This is a genomic window from Streptomyces vilmorinianum, from assembly GCF_005517195.1.
GTDB lineage: Bacteria > Actinomycetota > Actinomycetes > Streptomycetales > Streptomycetaceae > Streptomyces > Streptomyces vilmorinianum.
The window spans coordinates 4,095,828-4,111,952 of record NZ_CP040244.1 but is presented as its reverse complement, the minus strand read 5'-3'; the positions used below and the strand labels follow the sequence as shown (position 1 = coordinate 4,111,952).

The following is a 16,125-nucleotide window of genomic DNA, read 5'->3' as shown; positions in this document are numbered from 1 at the left end:
GGGGACATTCATTTTCCGTCGCGTCGGCGAGCGGTGAAGATCGCGACGTCGTCCTCGTACGCACCGTTCGCCAGGCGGGCCAGGAGCGAGCCGAGCATGTCGGCGAATCGCGGGGTGGCGAGGCGGTCGAGGCCGAGGCGCGCGACCTGGCGGTCGAACTCGCCGAACACGGGGCATCCGGATCTTCGCCGACAAGAAGCTGGGATGCGGGTGGGTGGTGGGACGAACCGCGCCGTCGGCTTCGCAGTGCTCAGCCCGTCTTGAAGGGGGAACGGTGAGCGCGTCGAAGCAGGAGGTGTCGTAGCCGCCGGAGGGTCGGTCGAAGAAACTCACCAGTATGGCGCGGCTGCATTCGGATTGAATGAGCACGTCGTGGCCGAGTCCGGGGAACACCAGACGGCGAGGGTGGGACAGGCCGGTGGCGGCGTCAGCGGCCCACCGCGTTCCCGTCGGCCCGTCGAACGTTGCCGCCATCAGCAGGGTGGGCACGTCGCTGCGGGTCTGGGCCGTTACCCGGGGATCGGCGCGTCCGACGTCCCATGCCGCGCAGTCGGAGAAGATCCGCGAGACGAACTCCTGTTACGGCGGCAGGGACAGCACCCGGTCGGGGACTGGCCGGCCAGGATCGTCTTGGCAGCGGGCAGGCCGTCACCGGCGGCCAGGGCGTGCACCATGGCCGGCACATCGGTCAGCGCGAAGGGCGGCAGAGCCGCCACCACCACCACGTTGGCCAGCTGGTAGCCGTCGATCACCACCGTGGTGGCCGGGGCTCCCGCCTCGCCGGGCACCGTCACCGTCAGCGGTTGGCGGTTCAGACGTTGCACGGTGGCGTTGAACTCCGCCCGCAGGTTGGGGTAGGCCGCCTGGCAGGCCGGCTGCGCCGCACACGCGGCGAACATGGCCTCGTACTGCTCGGTGGCATTGCCCCACAAGCCTTAGCAGTTGCAGGGAGAGATCCGTGCCGTAGGACAGGAACCGCGCCCAGGGCGGGGCCCCGCAGGTGCCCCACCCCGGGTGTCGGGTTCAGGCCGGGTACGGCAGGTCGGCCTTCGAGGTGCCGGCCGGCCGGGTGTGCAACGTTGCGTTCGGGCTGCCGATCCGCAGCTGCCACGGGTGCGGGTTGTCGGTGGTCACGTGCAGGCGGTCGCCGCGGCGGCGCAGGTGGAAACGGGCGGTCTCACCGGTGCCGTCGGTGTCGGGGATCACGACGGTGCGCTCGGCTCCGTCGGCGAAGGCGTGGACCCGCAGTTCCACGCCGTCCGCCCAGGCCGAGATCGGACGCTGGTCGTCGGCGGCCAGCGCGATGACCGAGTCCGGGCGGGCCAGCAGCGGCAGGGTGTGGAAGCCGTGCTGCTCGCGCACCCATCGGGGGCCGGTGACCTGGGCGCCGGTCAGGACGTTGGTCCACGTTCCCTCGGGCACGTAGTAGTCGACTGTGCCGTCGTCGGTGAAGACGGGGGCGACGAGCAGGTCGTCCCCCAACATGTACTGCCGGTCGACCGTGGCGGCCGCCGGGTCGTCGGGGAACTCGAGCACCATGGCGCGCATCACCGGGACGCCGGTGGCGTGCGCCTGCTGGGCGGCGCGCTGGAGGTACGGCGCGAGGCGGTGCTTGAGCAGGGTGAACTCGCGGGTGACCTCGACGGCCTCCTCGCCGTAGTCCCAGGGCACGCGGTAGGACTTGCTGCCGTGCAGGCGGCTGTGCGAGGAGAGCAGCCCGAACTGCACCCAGCGCTTGAAGACGGTGGGGGTCGGCGTGCCCTCGAAACCGCCGATGTCATGGCTCCAGAAGCCGAAGCCGGACAGGCCGAGGGAGAGTCCGCCGCGTAGCGACTCGGCCATGGCGTTGAAGTGGGACTCGCAGTCGCCGCCCCAGTGGACCGGGTACTGCTGGCCGCCGGCGGTGGCGGAGCGGGCGAACAGCAGCGCCTCGCCCTCGCCACGCACCTCGCGCAGCAGCTCGAAGACGGCCTGGTTGTAGAGGTGCGTGTAGTAGTTGTGCATCCGTTCCGGGTCGGAGCCGTCGTGCCAGACGACGTCGGTGGGGATGCGTTCGCCGAAGTCGGTCTTGAAGCAGTCCACGCCCATGTCGAGGAGGGTGCGGAGCTTGTCGGTGTACCAGTCGCGGGCGGCGGGGTTGGTGAAGTCCACCAGGGCCATGGCGGGTTGCCACAGGTCCCACTGCCAGACGCTGCCGTCCGGGCGCCGCACCAGGTAGCCGTCTCGCATGCCCTCCTCGAACAGCGCCGACTTCTGCGCGATGTAGGGGTTGATCCAGACGGAGATCCGCAGCCCCTGCTCCTTGAGGCGGGTGAGCATGCCGGCCGGGTCGGGGAAGATGTCGGAGTCCCAGTCGAAGTCGCACCACTGGTAGCCGCGCATCCAGAAGCAGTCGAAGTGGAACACGCTCAGCGGGATGCCGCGTTCGGCCATGCCGCCCACGAAGCGGTTGACGGTGGCCTCGTCGTAGTCGGTGGTGAAGGAGGTGGTCAGCCACAGGCCCAGCGCCCAGGCCGGCGGCAGCGCGGGGCGGCCGGAGAGGGCCGTGTAACGCTCCAAGACCTGCTTCGGGGTCGGGCCGTGGACGACGAAGAACTCCAGCGACTGGTCCTCGACGCTGAACTGGACCTGGCCGACCGCCTCGGAGCCGACCTCGTAACTCACCTTGCCGGGATGGTTGACGAAGACGCCGTAGCCGCGGTTCGTCAGGTGGAAGGGGACGTTCTTGTACGCCTGCTCGCTGCTGGTGCCGCCGTCCGCCTGCCAGATGTCCACGGACTGCCCGTTCTTCACGAACGGGGTGAAACGCTCACCGAGTCCGTACACCAGCTCGCCCACGCCCAGGGCGAGTTGGCCCAGGATGTGGTGCCGGCCGTCGGCGTCGGTGACGAAGCCGATGCCGCGCTCGCCCACGGAGGTCAGCACCTGGCCGCCGGCGGTGAACTCCAGGCGCCAGGGCTGGGAGGTGTCCACCCGCAGCGACAGCTCACCCGCACCGAGCTCGACCACCGCGCCGTCCCGGTACACCTTTCCCGCATCCGCTTGCGCGCCGGGCAGTGCGAACTCCGGCCCCCGGCGCACCGAGCCGGCGTGGTGGGTGGCACGTACCCCGATCACGCCCTCGGCCGGAGACCAGCACTCGACCGTCAGCAGCGGACTGTTGAGCATGCCGCCGCGGCCGCGCACGTGCTTCACCGGCGCGTAGAGGGTTACCCGGTGCTCGTCGGCCCGGACGTCCGCGACCTCGGTGGCGTAGCGCGCGGTCACTCCGGGACGCATCAGCCAGTAGCCGTCGGTGAACTTCATCGGGTGGTTTCCTCCGTCCGCGCGCCGTGCGCGGTGATCAGGCCCCGGTACCAGTGGTAGCTGTCCTTGGGCGTTCGGGTGAGCGTCCACACCGGCCGCGACGGCATCCGCGACGGCGGCGAGGTGGTCGGCCGGGTAGGCGATCCGGTCCGGGGTGTGTACCAGGCCGTCGGGCGCGAGGGTGTGGTCCTCGGCTGAGCCGTTCTCGGTGATCCAGACCGGTGGGGGCGCGGGTAGCGGGAGTGCAGGTCACGGAGGAGCTCCGTGAGCGCGGCCGGGACGACGGGCCGGCCCATGGTGGTGTGCCGGCCCAGTGTTCAGAGCTCGGGCGCCTGACCGCGCCGGCGTGGCCAGGCCAGTCGGATGGGCAAGTCGGAGCCGCGGCCGCAGCCGTCGTCGTGGTCGGCGAACGGCCACACGGTCGCGGCTGTGCCGGCGCAGGTACTCGCCGTGCTCCGGATACGGGCCCTCGCGGCCAAGGCCCCCCGGCCGTAGGCCGTCGTCGGCCGACCGGTGTGCGGGTCCTCGGAGTAACCGTCCTCGTTGTGACCCTCGTGCGGATCGCGCGACAGATTCACCACGGGCGCCCACACCCAAGGCTGTTGGTGCCGGAGCCGATCGTCGGCCGGCGGTGCCGGTGGAAGGCGCACCCCTCCACCGACACAGCCGTGGCGACCCCGTGCACGAGGTCCCTGTCCAAGATGGCGCCGAGCCCCACCGCTCGCGGGCACACAGTGGCCCCGCCGAGCCAGGCCCCGCCGTGCCGTTGGTCCGTCCAGGTGCGGAAGGAGGCGTCCTCCGGGTGCTCGACGGTCGGCGCGCACGGGTGAAGCAGAGCGATCCGCTCGTCGAGTGCGAGGCGTTGCATCAGGTGGTCGACGCGCTGGTCCCACGGGACCGCGGGATCGCGGAACGGCCACCGACGGACGGCGGGCTGGGAAGCAGAACCCACGGGAAAGACCCCCTCACGAGCTTGAGATCCATCAGTTGGTGAAGCGCTTCGACGCTGTCACCACCTAAGACTGATGTCAATGCCTGGCAAGAAGGAAGGTTCCATTGCTGCACCGCCTCTTGTTTCGTCAGAAGTTCCTCACTACCTTGCGTCATCGAGTGAAGCGCTTCGACGCTGCGCCGAGGAGGCTGCTGTCATGAGTCACTGAGAGCCGTTGTCGCCGTCCGCGGGCTCCACGGTGAGCCGCACCCCCGGATGGCATCGATCGCGGCGAGCCGCATCCCTGCAGGCCGCGTAGGCGCTGGCCGCGCGGGTCCCGCGTGATCGAGTACCGGCACACGCTGCACTTCGGCGCCGAGACGTACGGGGGCGGGATCCTTCGGCGCAGCGGACGACCGGGGCGCGCATACCGCGAACCCGCCAGACCGGCTGCCGAGTTCGAGCGGGCAGGGGGCCTGGTGGCCGGCGAGACAGGCCGCCAGGTCGGCGACGAGCCCGGTGCCCGGTCTCGGGCCCGGTCGGTCCCGGCTGGTTCGTGACCGACCATGTCGAACGCGGACCTGAGGAAGTCGAGTCCGGCACCGAAGCCTTCCGGTGCCGGACACCTCTGTGGCGACTCCCGTGCACAGGGGGTCGATGGGGACCTCGGACGGCGAAGGCGACGCGCGCGAGTCGCACCGGGCCACGCAGTCCGAGGCGGACGTCGTGCACACCGGCCGTCACGACGACGGGGGCGCTCACCGTGGTGTAGTCGTAGGACCCGGCTGCAACCGGGGAAAGCGTGAGCACCGCCAGTACCGGACCGTCACCCAGCGAGAGTTCGACCGCTCCCTCACCCGCGGCCTCCACCGTGAACCCGGCGGCCCCCTCTCCGAAGTCACAGTCACGGAACACCAGCTCGCCCCTCAGGCCGTCACAGGGGCGACGGAGTCACCCGACGTCTTCGCGCGGTCCACGATCCCCGTGTCGCTCTGGTCGTCGAAGTCCACCGCGTCCAGGCCGCCCACCATGACCGGCCGGGGGACGGACGGCTCGCCGTCGAGTCCGACGGTCCGGGCCAGGCGGCTGTCCTCGCTGGACGCGCCGACGAGGATCTCGTAGAGGCCCGGTGTCACCCGCTGACGTCCCTGCGCAACGTCCCAGCGGGGAGACGTCGCCGGCCAGGATCCGGGCCAGGGCGCTGCCGGCCGCCGTGGGCCGTCCACAGCAGCGCCGGCACCTCCGCGTGACCGACCGCGTACGGGTACGCCGAGACCAGCGCCAGCACCGTGTTCGGGTCGGCCGTGCGGGGAGGGTGAGGGTCGTACGGTCCTCGGTCCCGCGTCCGTTGATGTGCGGATCGTTGCCCGCGACCACCACCACGTCCGCCTGTGAGGCGACCCTGTTCACCGCGTCCTCGCCGCTCTCGACGACGACCTCGAAGATCTCCCCGTTCCCGTCGGCAACCTTCAGGCCGTCGGCGGCGACAGAGAGGGGGTGACCCGTACCGATGTGCCGAAGGAGGTGGCCGTTCTCGTGCGGTTCCAGTCGGAACGTCTCCTGGACGAACCAGCCTCCCGGCTGGTCGGCGGAGGCTCGGACATGGCCGTCCTCGGCGACGGAGAGATATCGGCCGTCGGGGGCACGCAGGGTCAGCACGCCCTCGCCCCGGTCGATGAGGGAGAGCTCGGTGCCGGTCGCCCCGGTGGTGAGCGGGGGCAGGTCCGTCCGGCCCGCGAGCAGGGCCGGGTCGAGGGCGCCTTCGGCGCCGCGCACCTCGTCGTCGGCGTCCGCCTCGGGGACGTGCAGGAAGGTTCCGGCCGAGGTCTTCAGCAGGATCCGGTCCCCGCCCTCCGCGAACTGCACGCGCTCCGAGCCGAACCGCTCGGACAGGCCCGCCAGCGGCGTGTAGCGGTGCAGGAGCGTGCCGCTGTACCAGTCGAGCTTGCCCTCGTAGGAGAGCAGGCCGACCACCGCGAGCCGGGTGCCGGGCGCGAACGGCAGCAGGCCACCGCTGTTCTTGAGCAGCACGACCGCCTGCTCGGCCGCCTCTTGCGCGAGGGCTCGGTGGTCCGGGGTGTCGAAGGCCGTGGTGAGCGCGTGCGGGTCGTACTCCGGGTCGAACTCGCCGAGGCGGAAACGGACCGAGAGCTGGCGGCGGACCGCCGCGTCGACGTCCGACTCGGTCAGCAGGCCCTGCTCCAGGGCGCCGCGGACCCGTGCGGTGATCTTCGAGCTGTCGGTGCCGTGGTCGGTGATGCTGTCGACGCCGGCCGGCAGCGCGGCGACCGTCGCCTCCTCGTGGGTGTCGAAGTAGTGCTCGGAGTCGACCAGGTTGGAGGGCGCGCCCGCGTCCGAGCAGACAAGGAGATCCTCGTCGGTCCAGGTGCGCAGATGCTCGCGCAGATAGGGCGAGACGTGGTTCGGGCGGCCGTTGACCAGGTTGTACGCCGGCATCACACCGGCCACGGCGCCCGCCTCGACCGTCTCGCGGAAGGCGCGCAGGTCGTATTCGTGCAGGACGCGCGGGCGGACCGAGGAGGACGTGATGTCGCGGCCCGTCTCGTTGTTGTGGGCCGGCCAGTGCTTGAGGACGGGCGCGGTGCGCCAGTACGTCGGGTGCTCGCCGCGCGGGCCGTGCGTGCAGGCGGTGGCGATGGCCGAGGTGAGCTTCGGGTCCTCCGAGTAGCCCTCCTCGTTGCGGCCCCACAGAGGGTGGCGCAGCAGGTTCACGGTCGGGGACCAGACGTTCAGGCCCGCGCGGTCGTCGCGGGCGCGCATCGCGCGGACCTCCTTGGCACCGCCTCGTCGATCCGTCGTACGAGATCCGTGTTCCAGGGCGCGCCCAGGCCCACCGCCTGCGGGAAGACGGTGGCCGGACCCATCCAGGCCACGCCGCGCAGGGCCTCCTGGCCGGTGCGGAACGCGGCGACGCCGAGCCGCTCCACGGCGGGCGCGAACTGGTGCAGGAATCCGATCTTCTCGTCGAGGGCGAGCCGCGACAGGAGGTCGTCGACGCGCTTCGCGAAAGGGAGCTGCTGATCGCGGAAAGGTAGTGGTGCGTGTGGCGTGTGTGCGGACACGTGGGATCCCTTTGAGGTGGAGCGGCGAGTGCTCCTCAAGCGCTTCGATGCCTGTCCAGACCCCAGGGCGAGTGTCAGGAGAGCAGCACCATCGCATCAAGCAGGGTGTACAGGGAATGGCCAAGAGTCAACTCCCGCCCTTCGGAGGAATCTTGGAAGCGACTCTTGTGCGCCCATGGGTGTTCACTTAACCTCACTGCAACATCGAAGCGCTTCGACTGCGCATCGCGTCGCAGTGGTCGGATGTCCGCTTTCAGCTCAGCCAGTTCCAGTCACGACACCGCAGCCGACGGCCCACCGCCGGGTGTCCAGGTGCGCCACGAAGGGTTGACGCAATGACGCCGAATGCCGCCTCCTCCGGACTGAGCCGGAGAAGCTTCCTCGCCTCCACGGCGGTCGCCACTGCAGCGGTGGCCGGGGGAATGCCGCTACTCACCGCCTGCAGCGATTCGGAGAGCGGCGGGTCGCGAGAGGGCGCCACGTCGGGCAAGGCCGCGGACAAGCTGCTCCCGACCTATGTCGCCAGCACGGTCGCCAAGCCGGACATTCCGTCGAAGAATGGCTCGTCAGCGGGGTACACCAGCAAGGTCGACCTCGCGACCCTCGCCACCTCGGTCCCGACGAAGCTCGGCACCGGCGCTCCCCTCGTGATCATGGCCCCGCTCTGGGGCACCCCGCCGAAGCCCGGGTGCGCGTACTACACGGCGCTCGACGCCGCGGCGGGCACCAGGATCACCTGGCAGAACCAGGACGGCATCACCTACGGTGAGAAGCTCGGTGCCGTTCTCGCCTCCAGCTCCATACCCGACATGGTGGTCGTGCCGAGCTGGGAACTGGTCGGCAAGATCCCGAGCGCGGTCACCGCGAAGTTCATGGACCTCGGCCCCTACCTGGCGGGCGACAAGGTCAAGAAGTACCCGAACCTGGCCGCGATCCCGTCCGACTCCTGGCGCATGAGCATCTTCGGCGGCGCGCTGCGCGGCATCCCGATGCCCGGTGCCGCCGTGCCCGGCATCGTGCCCTTCTACCGCAAGGACGTCTTCGACAAGAAGGGCTACACCGTTCCCAGGACGGCCGACGAGTTCCTCGGCTGGGCCAAGGAGGCCACCAGCGCCAGGGCCAAGGTGTGGGCCTGCGGTGACATGAGGTGGTCGGCGGCAGGCATCTTCGGGGTCCGCCCCGCCGGGTCGCTCGGCTGGAACATCGGGGACGACGGCAAGCTGACGTACCGCATCGAGCACCCCGAGTACCTCGAACACCTGGAGTGGGTCCGCAAGCTGTTCGCCGCGGGCGTCGTTCATCCCGACGACAAGGCGAGCACGGGCGACCAGAGCCAGCGGTTCACCTCCGGACAGACCCTGGTCTACAACGACGACATGTCCGCCTGGTACGGCAAGACCGCCGAACAGGCCCGGTCCAACCCGGACTTCGAGATCCAGGGCATGGACTACTTCGGCGCCGACGGCGGCAGCCCGACGCTGTACTCCGGCCAGCCCGCCGGCATCTGGTCGATGATCCGCAAGGGCGCCTCGCAGGAGACGGTCGAGAACGCGCTGGCCGCCGCCAACTTCGCGGCGGCACCCTACGGCACCAAGGAGCGGATGTTCGTCGACTACGGCGTCGAGGGCACCCACTACACGGTCGAGAACGGCGCCCCGGTCAAGAACGACCGGGGTATCCAGGAGGTGAACAACGCCTGGGTGCTGCTGGCGGCTCCGGCCCCCTACACCGCCCACCCCGACCTCCCCGACATCACCCGCAAGCAGGTCGAGTGGCAGCAGCGGCAGGGCGCCTTCGTCAAGAAGACGTCCACCTACGGCATGAACATCGTCGAGCCGACCCGATACGCCACCCTCTCCAGCCAGTTCGAGCAGCTGGAGATCGACTTCGTGCGCGGCAACAAGAAGCTCTCCGACATCCAGCAGGCCATCTCCACCTGGAAGTCCTCCGGCGGCGACAAGCTGCGCGACTGGTACAAGGAGCTTCTCGACAAGAACGGCAGCGCCCACTGATGTCCATCACGGCCGGGAGCAGGCCCGACGGGACGCGTCCCCCCGCCGCCGTCGAGGAGCCGAGAGCCGCGGTCGCCGCGGCCACCGTGAAGGAGAGCGCGCCGCGCAGGGTGGTCAAGGCGGGCAAGGTCCCCTTCCGGGTCCGGTGGCGCCGCGACCGCGCGCTCATCCTGATGACCTTGCCCGTCATCGTCCTGCTCCTGCTCTTCAACTACGTCCCGCTGCTCGGCAACGTCGTCGCCTTCCAGGAGTACGACCCGTACGTCTCCAGTAACGGCATCACGGCGGTCTCCCACAGCCCGTGGGTGGGCGTGGAGCAGTTCTCGCGGATGTTCGACGACCCGCTGTTCTGGAGCGCCACGAAGAACACCATCGTCCTGTTCGTGCTCCAACTGGTGTTGTTCTTCCCCGTCCCCATCGCCCTCGCGCTGGTCATCAACAGCGTGATCCGGCCCCGGGTGCGGGCCGTGGCGCAGGCGATCATGTATCTGCCGCACTTCTTCTCGTGGGTCCTCGTGGTCACCGTGTTCCAGCAGATCCTCGGCGGCGCGGGCATCATCGCGCAGACCCTGGAGGAGCACGGGTGGAGCGGCTTCGACCTGATGACCGACGCGGACCTCTTCAAGTATCTGGTCACCGCGCAGGCCGTGTGGAAGGACGCCGGCTGGGGGATCATCGTCTTCCTCGCGGCGCTGTCCGCCGTCAGCACCGACCTGTACGAGGCCGCCGCCATGGACGGCGCGGGGCGCTGGCGACGCATGTGGCACGTCACGCTGCCCGCGCTGCGCCCGGTGATCGCCCTGCTCCTCGTCCTCAGGGTGGGTGACGCGCTGAGCGTCGGATTCGAGCAGTTCCTGCTCCAGCGGTACGCGGTCGGCGCGGGGGCCAGCGAGGTCCTCGACACATACGTGTGGAACGTGGGTATCCAGAACGGCGACTTCAGCTACGCGGCCGCGGTCGGCCTGGCCAAGGGACTGATCGGAGTCTGTCTCGTCCTGGGCGCGAACAAGTTCGCGCACCTGCTGGGCGAGCAGGGGGTGTACAAGAAGTGAGCCTCAACACGCAGCTCATCCGCAGCCTCAAGGCTCCCGCCCGCCCTGTGTGGGAGGAGCCGCCGAGCAAGGCGGGACTCACCGCCAAGGGCGCCTTCCTCGTGCTCTGCTGTCTGGGGGTGCTCGGTCCGCTGTGGATCGTGATCGTCACCAGCCTCTCCCCGAAGCCTGTGATCGACCAGGTCGGCGGCCTCGTCGTGATCCCCCAGGGCATCACCTTCGTCAACTACACGGAACTGCTCAGCGGTGGCCAGGTCAGCCGGGCGATCATGGTCTCGGTCGGTGTCACGCTCTTCGGCACGCTGTTCTCGATGACGGTGTCGGTGCTGGCGGCGTACGGCCTGTCGCGGCCGGGGAGTCTGGGCCATCGGCTCTTCCTGATGGCCATCATGGCGACCATGTTCTTCGGGGCCGGCCTCATTCCGACGTACCTTCTGGTGCAGTCGCTGGGTCTCACCGACACCTATCTGTCGCTGATCCTGCCGAGTGCCGTCAGTGTCTTCAACATCCTCGTGCTGCGGGCCTTCTTCATGGGGATCTCACCCGAACTCACCGAGTCCGCCCGCATCGACGGGGCCAGTGAGCTGCGCATCCTGCTGACCATCATCATGCCGCTGTCGCGCGCGGTGCTGGCCGTCATCTCGCTGTTCTACGCGGTCGGGTACTGGAGTGCGTGGTTCAACGCGTCCATCTACCTCAGCGACCAGGAGATGATGCCGCTGCAGAACGTGCTCATCCAGCTGGTCCAGAAGAACACCGAGGCACCGACCGGCCTCCAGCAGGCGGTACGTACCGGCCAACTCTCCGCCCTGGGACTGCAGATGGCCGTCATGGTCCTCGCGCTGATCCCGGTCGCGGTCGCCTCCCCGTTCGTCCAGCGGCACTTCAAGAAGGGCATGCTCACGGGAGCCATCAAGGGCTGACGCTCTGGTCGCGCCCACGCGACGGAGCCGCACATCGACACGGCCCCGCGCCCCTGATCCCAGCTCGCTCTCCCCCTTTCGTCAGGACAGAGGTATGTCATGAGCAGGTTTCACCTCAGCAGGCGCTCCGTTCTTGCCGGTTCCGCTGCCGCCGCCGCGGTCGTCTCCCTGCCCGCGGTTTCGGGGCAGGCGCAGGCCGCCGCCCGCTCGGCCGTCGCCGAGAGCGGCTATCGGTGGCGCAGCGCCGTCATGGGCGGCACCGGGTTCATCAGCGGGGTGCTGTTCCACCCGTCGGTACGAGGGCTCGCCTACGCCAGGACCGACATCGGGGGCGCCTACCGCTGGGACGACCGCACCGACCGCTGGATCCCGCTGACCGACCACCTCGGCTGGGACGACTGGAACCTCCTCGGCGTCGAGGCCATGGCCGTCGACCCGACCCACCGGAACCGGCTGTACCTGGCCCTCGGCACGTACACGCAGCCCTGGGCCGGCAACGGGGCCGTGCTGCGGTCCGAGGACCGGGGTGCCACGTGGAAGCGCACGGACCTCACCGTGAAGCTCGGAGCCAACGAGGACGGGCGCGGATGCGGTGAACGGCTTTTGGTCGACCCGCGGAACTGCGACACGCTGTGGCTCGGCACTCGGCACGACGGGCTGCTCAAGTCGACAGACCGAGGCGCCACCTGGCAGCCCGCGGACTTCCCGGCCACCCCGAGCGCCACCGGCCAGGGCATCACCCTCCTGGTCGCCGCGGGCCGTGCCGTCTACGCCGGCTGGGGCGACTCCGACGGCACCGCCGACCGCCCCAACCTGTACCGCACGTCCGACGGAAGGACCTGGGAGCCCGTCCCAGGGCAGCCGACCGGCATCGCCGCGACGGTGCCGATCCGCGCCGCGTACGACCGCCTCACCCGTGAGCTGTACGTGACGTATGCCAACGCCCCCGGCCCCAACGGTCAGTCCGACGGCAGCGTGCACAAGCTGCTGACGACGAACGGGAAGTGGACCGAGGTCACCCCCGTGAAGCCCGGCGGGGCGACGAGCGACGGCGGGACCGACGCCTTCGGCTACGGCGGCATCGCCGTCGACGCCCGTCGGCCCGGGACGCTCGTCGTGTCCACCAACAACCGCTGGGCCGAGATCGACACCGTCTTTCGTTCCACCGACGGCGGCCGCACCTGGACGTCCCTGAAGGACGAGGCCGTCCTCGACGTCTCCGAGACCCCCTACCTCAAGTGGGGTGACGACAAGCCGAAGTTCGGCTGGTGGATCCAGGCCCTCGGCCTCGACCCGTTCGACTCCGGGCACGTCGTCTACGGAACCGGCGCGACCCTGTACGGCACGCGCGACCTCAGGCGCTGGGCGCCGCAGATCCGCGGCCTGGAGGAGACCGCCATCCTCCATCTGATCTCGCCGCCGGTCGGAGAGGCGCATCTGATCAGCGGCAACGGTGACATCGGCGTGATGTACCACGACTCGCTCACGGCATCCCCCTCGCGCGGCATGGCGTCGAACCCCGTGTTCGGTTCGACGACGGGACTCGCCCAGGCCGCGGCCCGGCCCTCGTACGTCGTGCGCACCGGCTGGAGCGGGAGCGCCAACGGCGCCTGGTCGAACGACGGCGGACGGACCTGGTCGCCCTTCGCGTCACAGCCGGCCGCCGCCAAGGACGCGCCCGGCCCGATCGTCACCAACGCCGACGGCAGTGTGCTTCTGTGGTCCCTCGGGTCCTCGAACGGCAGCGTCAACCCGGCGTACCGCTCGACGGACAACGGCGCCACCTGGTCCGAGGCCACCTCCGTCCCGAAGGGCGCCGTCATGGTCGCGGACCCCGTGGACCCGACGCTCTTCTACGCCTATGACACGACCGCCGGCACGGTCCACGCCAGCACCGACAGCGGCCTGACCTTCACCGTCACGGCCACCGACCTGCCCTCGGGCGACGCGCAGTTCCAGCTGACCGCGGCACCGGGACGCTCCGGTGATCTGTGGCTCAGCGCGAAGGAGGCCGGGCTGTACCGCTCCACCGACAGCGGAGCCACCTTCACCAAGGTCGGCAGCTGCCAGTCCTCGCACACCCTGGGCTTCGGCAAGGCCGCCCCGGGCGCCACCTACCCGGCGATCTACATGGTCGGCGCGACCGAGGGCTTCAACGCCGTCCACCGCTCCGACGACGAGGCGAAGAGCTGGGTGCGGATCAACGACGACCAGCACCAGTGGGGCTGGATCGGCCGGGCCATCACCGGCGATCCGCGCGTGTACGGCCGGGTCTACCTCGGCACCAACGGGCGCGGCGTGCAGTACGGGGAGCCCGTCTGATGCCCGGCCTGAGCGACGCGACCCGCGGCCGCCTTCTCTTCGGCGGCGACTACAACCCGGAGCAGTGGCCCGAGGAGACCTGGCACGAGGACGTCCGGCTGATGAAAGCGGCCGGGGTCAACTCGGTCACCCTCGGCGTCTTCTCCTGGTCGACGCTGGAACCGGAGCCGGGCGCACGGGAGTTCGGCAGGCTGGACACGCTGATGGATCTGATGAACGACAACGACATCGGCGTCGTGCTCGCCACCCCGACCGCCTCGCCCCCGCCCTGGATGGGCCGACTGCACCCGGACACCCTGCCCGTCACCGAGGACGGCCGCACCGAGTGGTGGGGCGGCCGGCAGCACTTCTCGCACTCCAGCGCCACCTATCGGCGCTACGCCGCCGCCATCACCGAGGACCTCGCCGCCCGGTACGCCGGCCACCCGGCGCTGACGATGTGGCACATCAACAACGAGTACTGCACCTTCGACTACGGCGACGAGGCCGCGGCAGCCTTCCGCCGCTGGCTGCGCGAGAAGTACGGCACCCTCGGCGCCCTCAACGAGGCCTGGGGCACCGCCTTCTGGAGCCAGGGCTACGACACCTGGGACGGCATCCTGCCGCCCCGCCTGCCCCACTACATGCGCAACCCCACCCAGGTGCTTGACTTCAGGCGCTTCACCTCCGACATGCTCCTGGAGTGCTACGTCGCCGAGCGGGACATCGTCCGCCGCCACACCCCGAACATCCCGGTCACCAGCAACTTCATGCCGCTGTGGATGGGCCAGGACGCCTGGCGCTGGGCCGAGGAGGAGGACGTGGTCTCCGTCGACATCTACCCGGATCCGCGCGACCCGCTGGGCGCCCAGAGCGGCGCCCTCGTCCAGGACATGACCCGCTCCCAGGCGCGCGGGCCGTGGATGCTCATGGAGCAGGCAGCCGGGCCCGTCAACTGGCGGGGCGTGAACCACCCCAAGCCCCGGGGCCTCAACCGGCTCTGGTCCCTGCAGGCCGTGGCCCGGGGTGCCGACGCCGTCTGCTACTTCCAGTGGCGGCAGTCCCGGCAGGGCGCGGAGAAGTTCCACTCCGGCATGGTCAGCCATGCCGGGGAGGAGGGCCGGACGTACCAGGAGGTCAAGCAGCTCGGCGCGGAGCTGGAGCGGATCGCCGCCGAGACGGCCGGCCGGAACATCACCGCGGACATCACGATCCTGCATGACTGGCACGCCTGGTGGGCCGGCGCCCAGGACGGCCGCCTGTCCGGCCAGGTGGAGTACCCGGACGTCCTGCGCGCCTGGCACCGAGCTCTCTGGCAGGCGCACCTCACCGCCGACTTCGCCCACCCCGAGCACGACCTGACGCCGTACTCCGTGGTCATCGTGCCGCAGCTCTACGCCCTCACCGATGCGGCGATCGACCATCTCCTCGCCCATGTCCGCAGGGGCGGCACCCTCGTCTGCGGCTTCCAGACCGGCGTCGCCGACGAGAACGACCGGGTCCGCGCCGGTGGCATGGATCCCCGGCTGCGAGAGCTGTTCGGCATCCGCACCCTGCACGAGTGGTGGCCGCTGGACGTGGGGGAGACCGTCACCTGCGAGGGCTTCAGGGCGTCCCTGTGGTCGGAGGAGCTGGAGGCCGACGGTTCCGCCGACGAGAGCGTGCCGTACAAGGGCGGTGAACTCGACGGACTGCCCGCCGTCCTGCGCAAGGGCCGGGCCTGGTACGTCTCCACGCTCCCGGAGCCGGAGGCGCTGCGCGACCTGCTGGCCCGGATCGCCTCCGCCGCGGGCGTGCGGCCGGTGCTCGACGGCCTCCCCGAGCAGGTCGAGGCCGTCCGCCGGGGCGAGGCGCTGTTCGTGCTCAACCACGGCCGCGAGCCGGTGACCGTCGAGGTGCCCGGCACTCACCACGATCTCCTCACGGGGACGTCCGTCACCGACCGGGTCACCCTCGGCCGCTACGGCGTGGCGGTGCTGAGGCCATGACCGCTGTCGACGGGCCCGTCCACGGCACCTGGGGCCCACACCCGGCCGCCCGTTGGGAGGACGGCTCCCCGAGCGGCAACCGCCATCACGGCGCCCTTGTGTTCGGTGATCCGAACGCAGAGCGGGTCGTCATCACCCCATCACACCCTGGTACGGCCGAGCGGCGACGGCGCGCACCGGCGGCCGCCCCGGCCGGCCGCCGAACTGCCCGCGCTCCAGGACCGCCTCCTGGCAGGCGACCGCACCGCCGCGGAGGGTTTCACCGACCGCCGTCCGCACCAGTGGGCGCAACCCTTCCACCCAGGCCGAACCGCCACGTCCAGAACGCCGACGCCGCCCAAGCACTGCCCGCCGTACTGGTCGGGATGCTTCTCCAGTCGCCCCCGCCGACTGGTCCCCGGTGCCGCGGTCGAACGGACCTGGGCGCCCGGCCGGGCGACGGCGGATCTGCAGCCGACTCGCACGGCCCGTATCGAAGTCAGGACGTCTTCCGGTGACGCGCAGCCGATCGATCTCGTCGCCGGAGAGG

General features: G+C 70.3%; 9 protein-coding genes and 3 pseudogenes. 6 read left to right on the top strand and 6 right to left on the bottom strand.

The window, feature by feature from the left end; all coding sequences use genetic code 11:
• Positions 1-8: 8 nt before the first annotated feature.
• From FDM97_RS36480 to FDM97_RS19260, 6 genes and pseudogenes are all read right to left on the bottom strand, one after another.
• On the bottom strand, positions 9-170 hold the full coding sequence (locus FDM97_RS36480; RefSeq protein ID WP_254705672.1) for a hypothetical protein: 162 nt from the start codon (positions 168-170) through the stop codon (positions 9-11).
• 196 nt (positions 171-366) lie between these two features.
• Positions 367-561 (bottom strand): annotated as a pseudogene (locus FDM97_RS37115) (alpha/beta hydrolase); the annotation flags it as partial.
• Complete coding sequence (locus FDM97_RS19285) at positions 510-932, bottom strand: hypothetical protein (RefSeq protein ID WP_137991633.1); 423 nt, start codon at positions 930-932, stop codon at positions 510-512. The gene FDM97_RS19285 and the pseudogene FDM97_RS37115, both read right to left, overlap by 52 nt.
• Positions 933-1,023: 91 nt before the next feature.
• Positions 1,024-3,306 (bottom strand): alpha-xylosidase, encoded by a 2,283-nt coding sequence (gene yicI, locus FDM97_RS19280; RefSeq protein WP_137991632.1) that lies wholly within the window; start codon positions 3,304-3,306, stop codon positions 1,024-1,026.
• 574 nt (positions 3,307-3,880) lie between these two features.
• On the bottom strand, positions 3,881-4,258 hold the full coding sequence (locus tag FDM97_RS19270) for a hypothetical protein (RefSeq protein ID WP_137991631.1): 378 nt from the start codon (positions 4,256-4,258) through the stop codon (positions 3,881-3,883).
• Between the two features lie 648 nt (positions 4,259-4,906).
• A pseudogene (locus FDM97_RS19260) lies at positions 4,907-7,320 on the bottom strand (glycoside hydrolase family 3 N-terminal domain-containing protein); the annotation flags it as partial.
• Positions 7,321-7,655: 335 nt separating this feature from the next.
• Between FDM97_RS19260 and FDM97_RS19255 the strand changes: the two are divergent.
• The 6 genes and pseudogenes from FDM97_RS19255 to FDM97_RS36475 form a co-directional block, all read left to right on the top strand.
• On the top strand, positions 7,656-9,332 hold the full coding sequence (locus FDM97_RS19255; RefSeq protein ID WP_137991630.1) for an extracellular solute-binding protein: 1,677 nt from the start codon (positions 7,656-7,658) through the stop codon (positions 9,330-9,332).
• Entirely contained in the window at positions 9,332-10,384 is a 1,053-nt protein-coding gene (locus tag FDM97_RS19250; protein WP_137991629.1) for an ABC transporter permease, read from the top strand. Before FDM97_RS19255 ends, FDM97_RS19250 begins: the two co-directional genes overlap by 1 nt.
• Positions 10,381-11,307, top strand: coding sequence for a carbohydrate ABC transporter permease (locus tag FDM97_RS19245; RefSeq protein WP_137991628.1), 927 nt, complete (start codon positions 10,381-10,383; stop codon positions 11,305-11,307). The genes FDM97_RS19250 and FDM97_RS19245 overlap by 4 nt, the downstream gene beginning before the upstream one ends.
• Positions 11,308-11,406: 99 nt before the next feature.
• Positions 11,407-13,629 (top strand): sialidase family protein, encoded by a 2,223-nt coding sequence (locus FDM97_RS19240; RefSeq protein WP_137991627.1) that lies wholly within the window; start codon positions 11,407-11,409, stop codon positions 13,627-13,629.
• A complete protein-coding gene (locus FDM97_RS19235) occupies positions 13,629-15,596 on the top strand; it encodes a beta-galactosidase (RefSeq protein WP_137991626.1) in 1,968 nt (655 codons plus the stop codon). The genes FDM97_RS19240 and FDM97_RS19235 overlap by 1 nt, the downstream gene beginning before the upstream one ends.
• A pseudogene (locus FDM97_RS36475) lies at positions 15,593-15,932 on the top strand (glycoside hydrolase N-terminal domain-containing protein); the annotation flags it as partial. The gene FDM97_RS19235 and the pseudogene FDM97_RS36475, both read left to right, overlap by 4 nt.
• Positions 15,933-16,125 lie beyond the last annotated feature (193 nt).

Excerpts from the sequence above, each read along its gene's own strand:
- FDM97_RS19255 (WP_137991630.1), top strand. The coding sequence starts at position 7,656 with ATGACGCCGAATGCCGCCTCCTCCGGACTGAGCCGGAGAAGCTTCCTC.
- FDM97_RS19240 (WP_137991627.1), top strand. The coding sequence starts at position 11,407 with ATGAGCAGGTTTCACCTCAGCAGGCGCTCCGTTCTTGCCGGTTCCGCT.
- FDM97_RS19235 (WP_137991626.1), top strand. The coding sequence starts at position 13,629 with ATGCCCGGCCTGAGCGACGCGACCCGCGGCCGCCTTCTCTTCGGCGGC.
- yicI (WP_137991632.1), bottom strand. The coding sequence starts at position 3,306 with ATGAAGTTCACCGACGGCTACTGGCTGATGCGTCCCGGAGTGACCGCG.
- FDM97_RS19250 (WP_137991629.1), top strand. The coding sequence starts at position 9,332 with ATGTCCATCACGGCCGGGAGCAGGCCCGACGGGACGCGTCCCCCCGCC.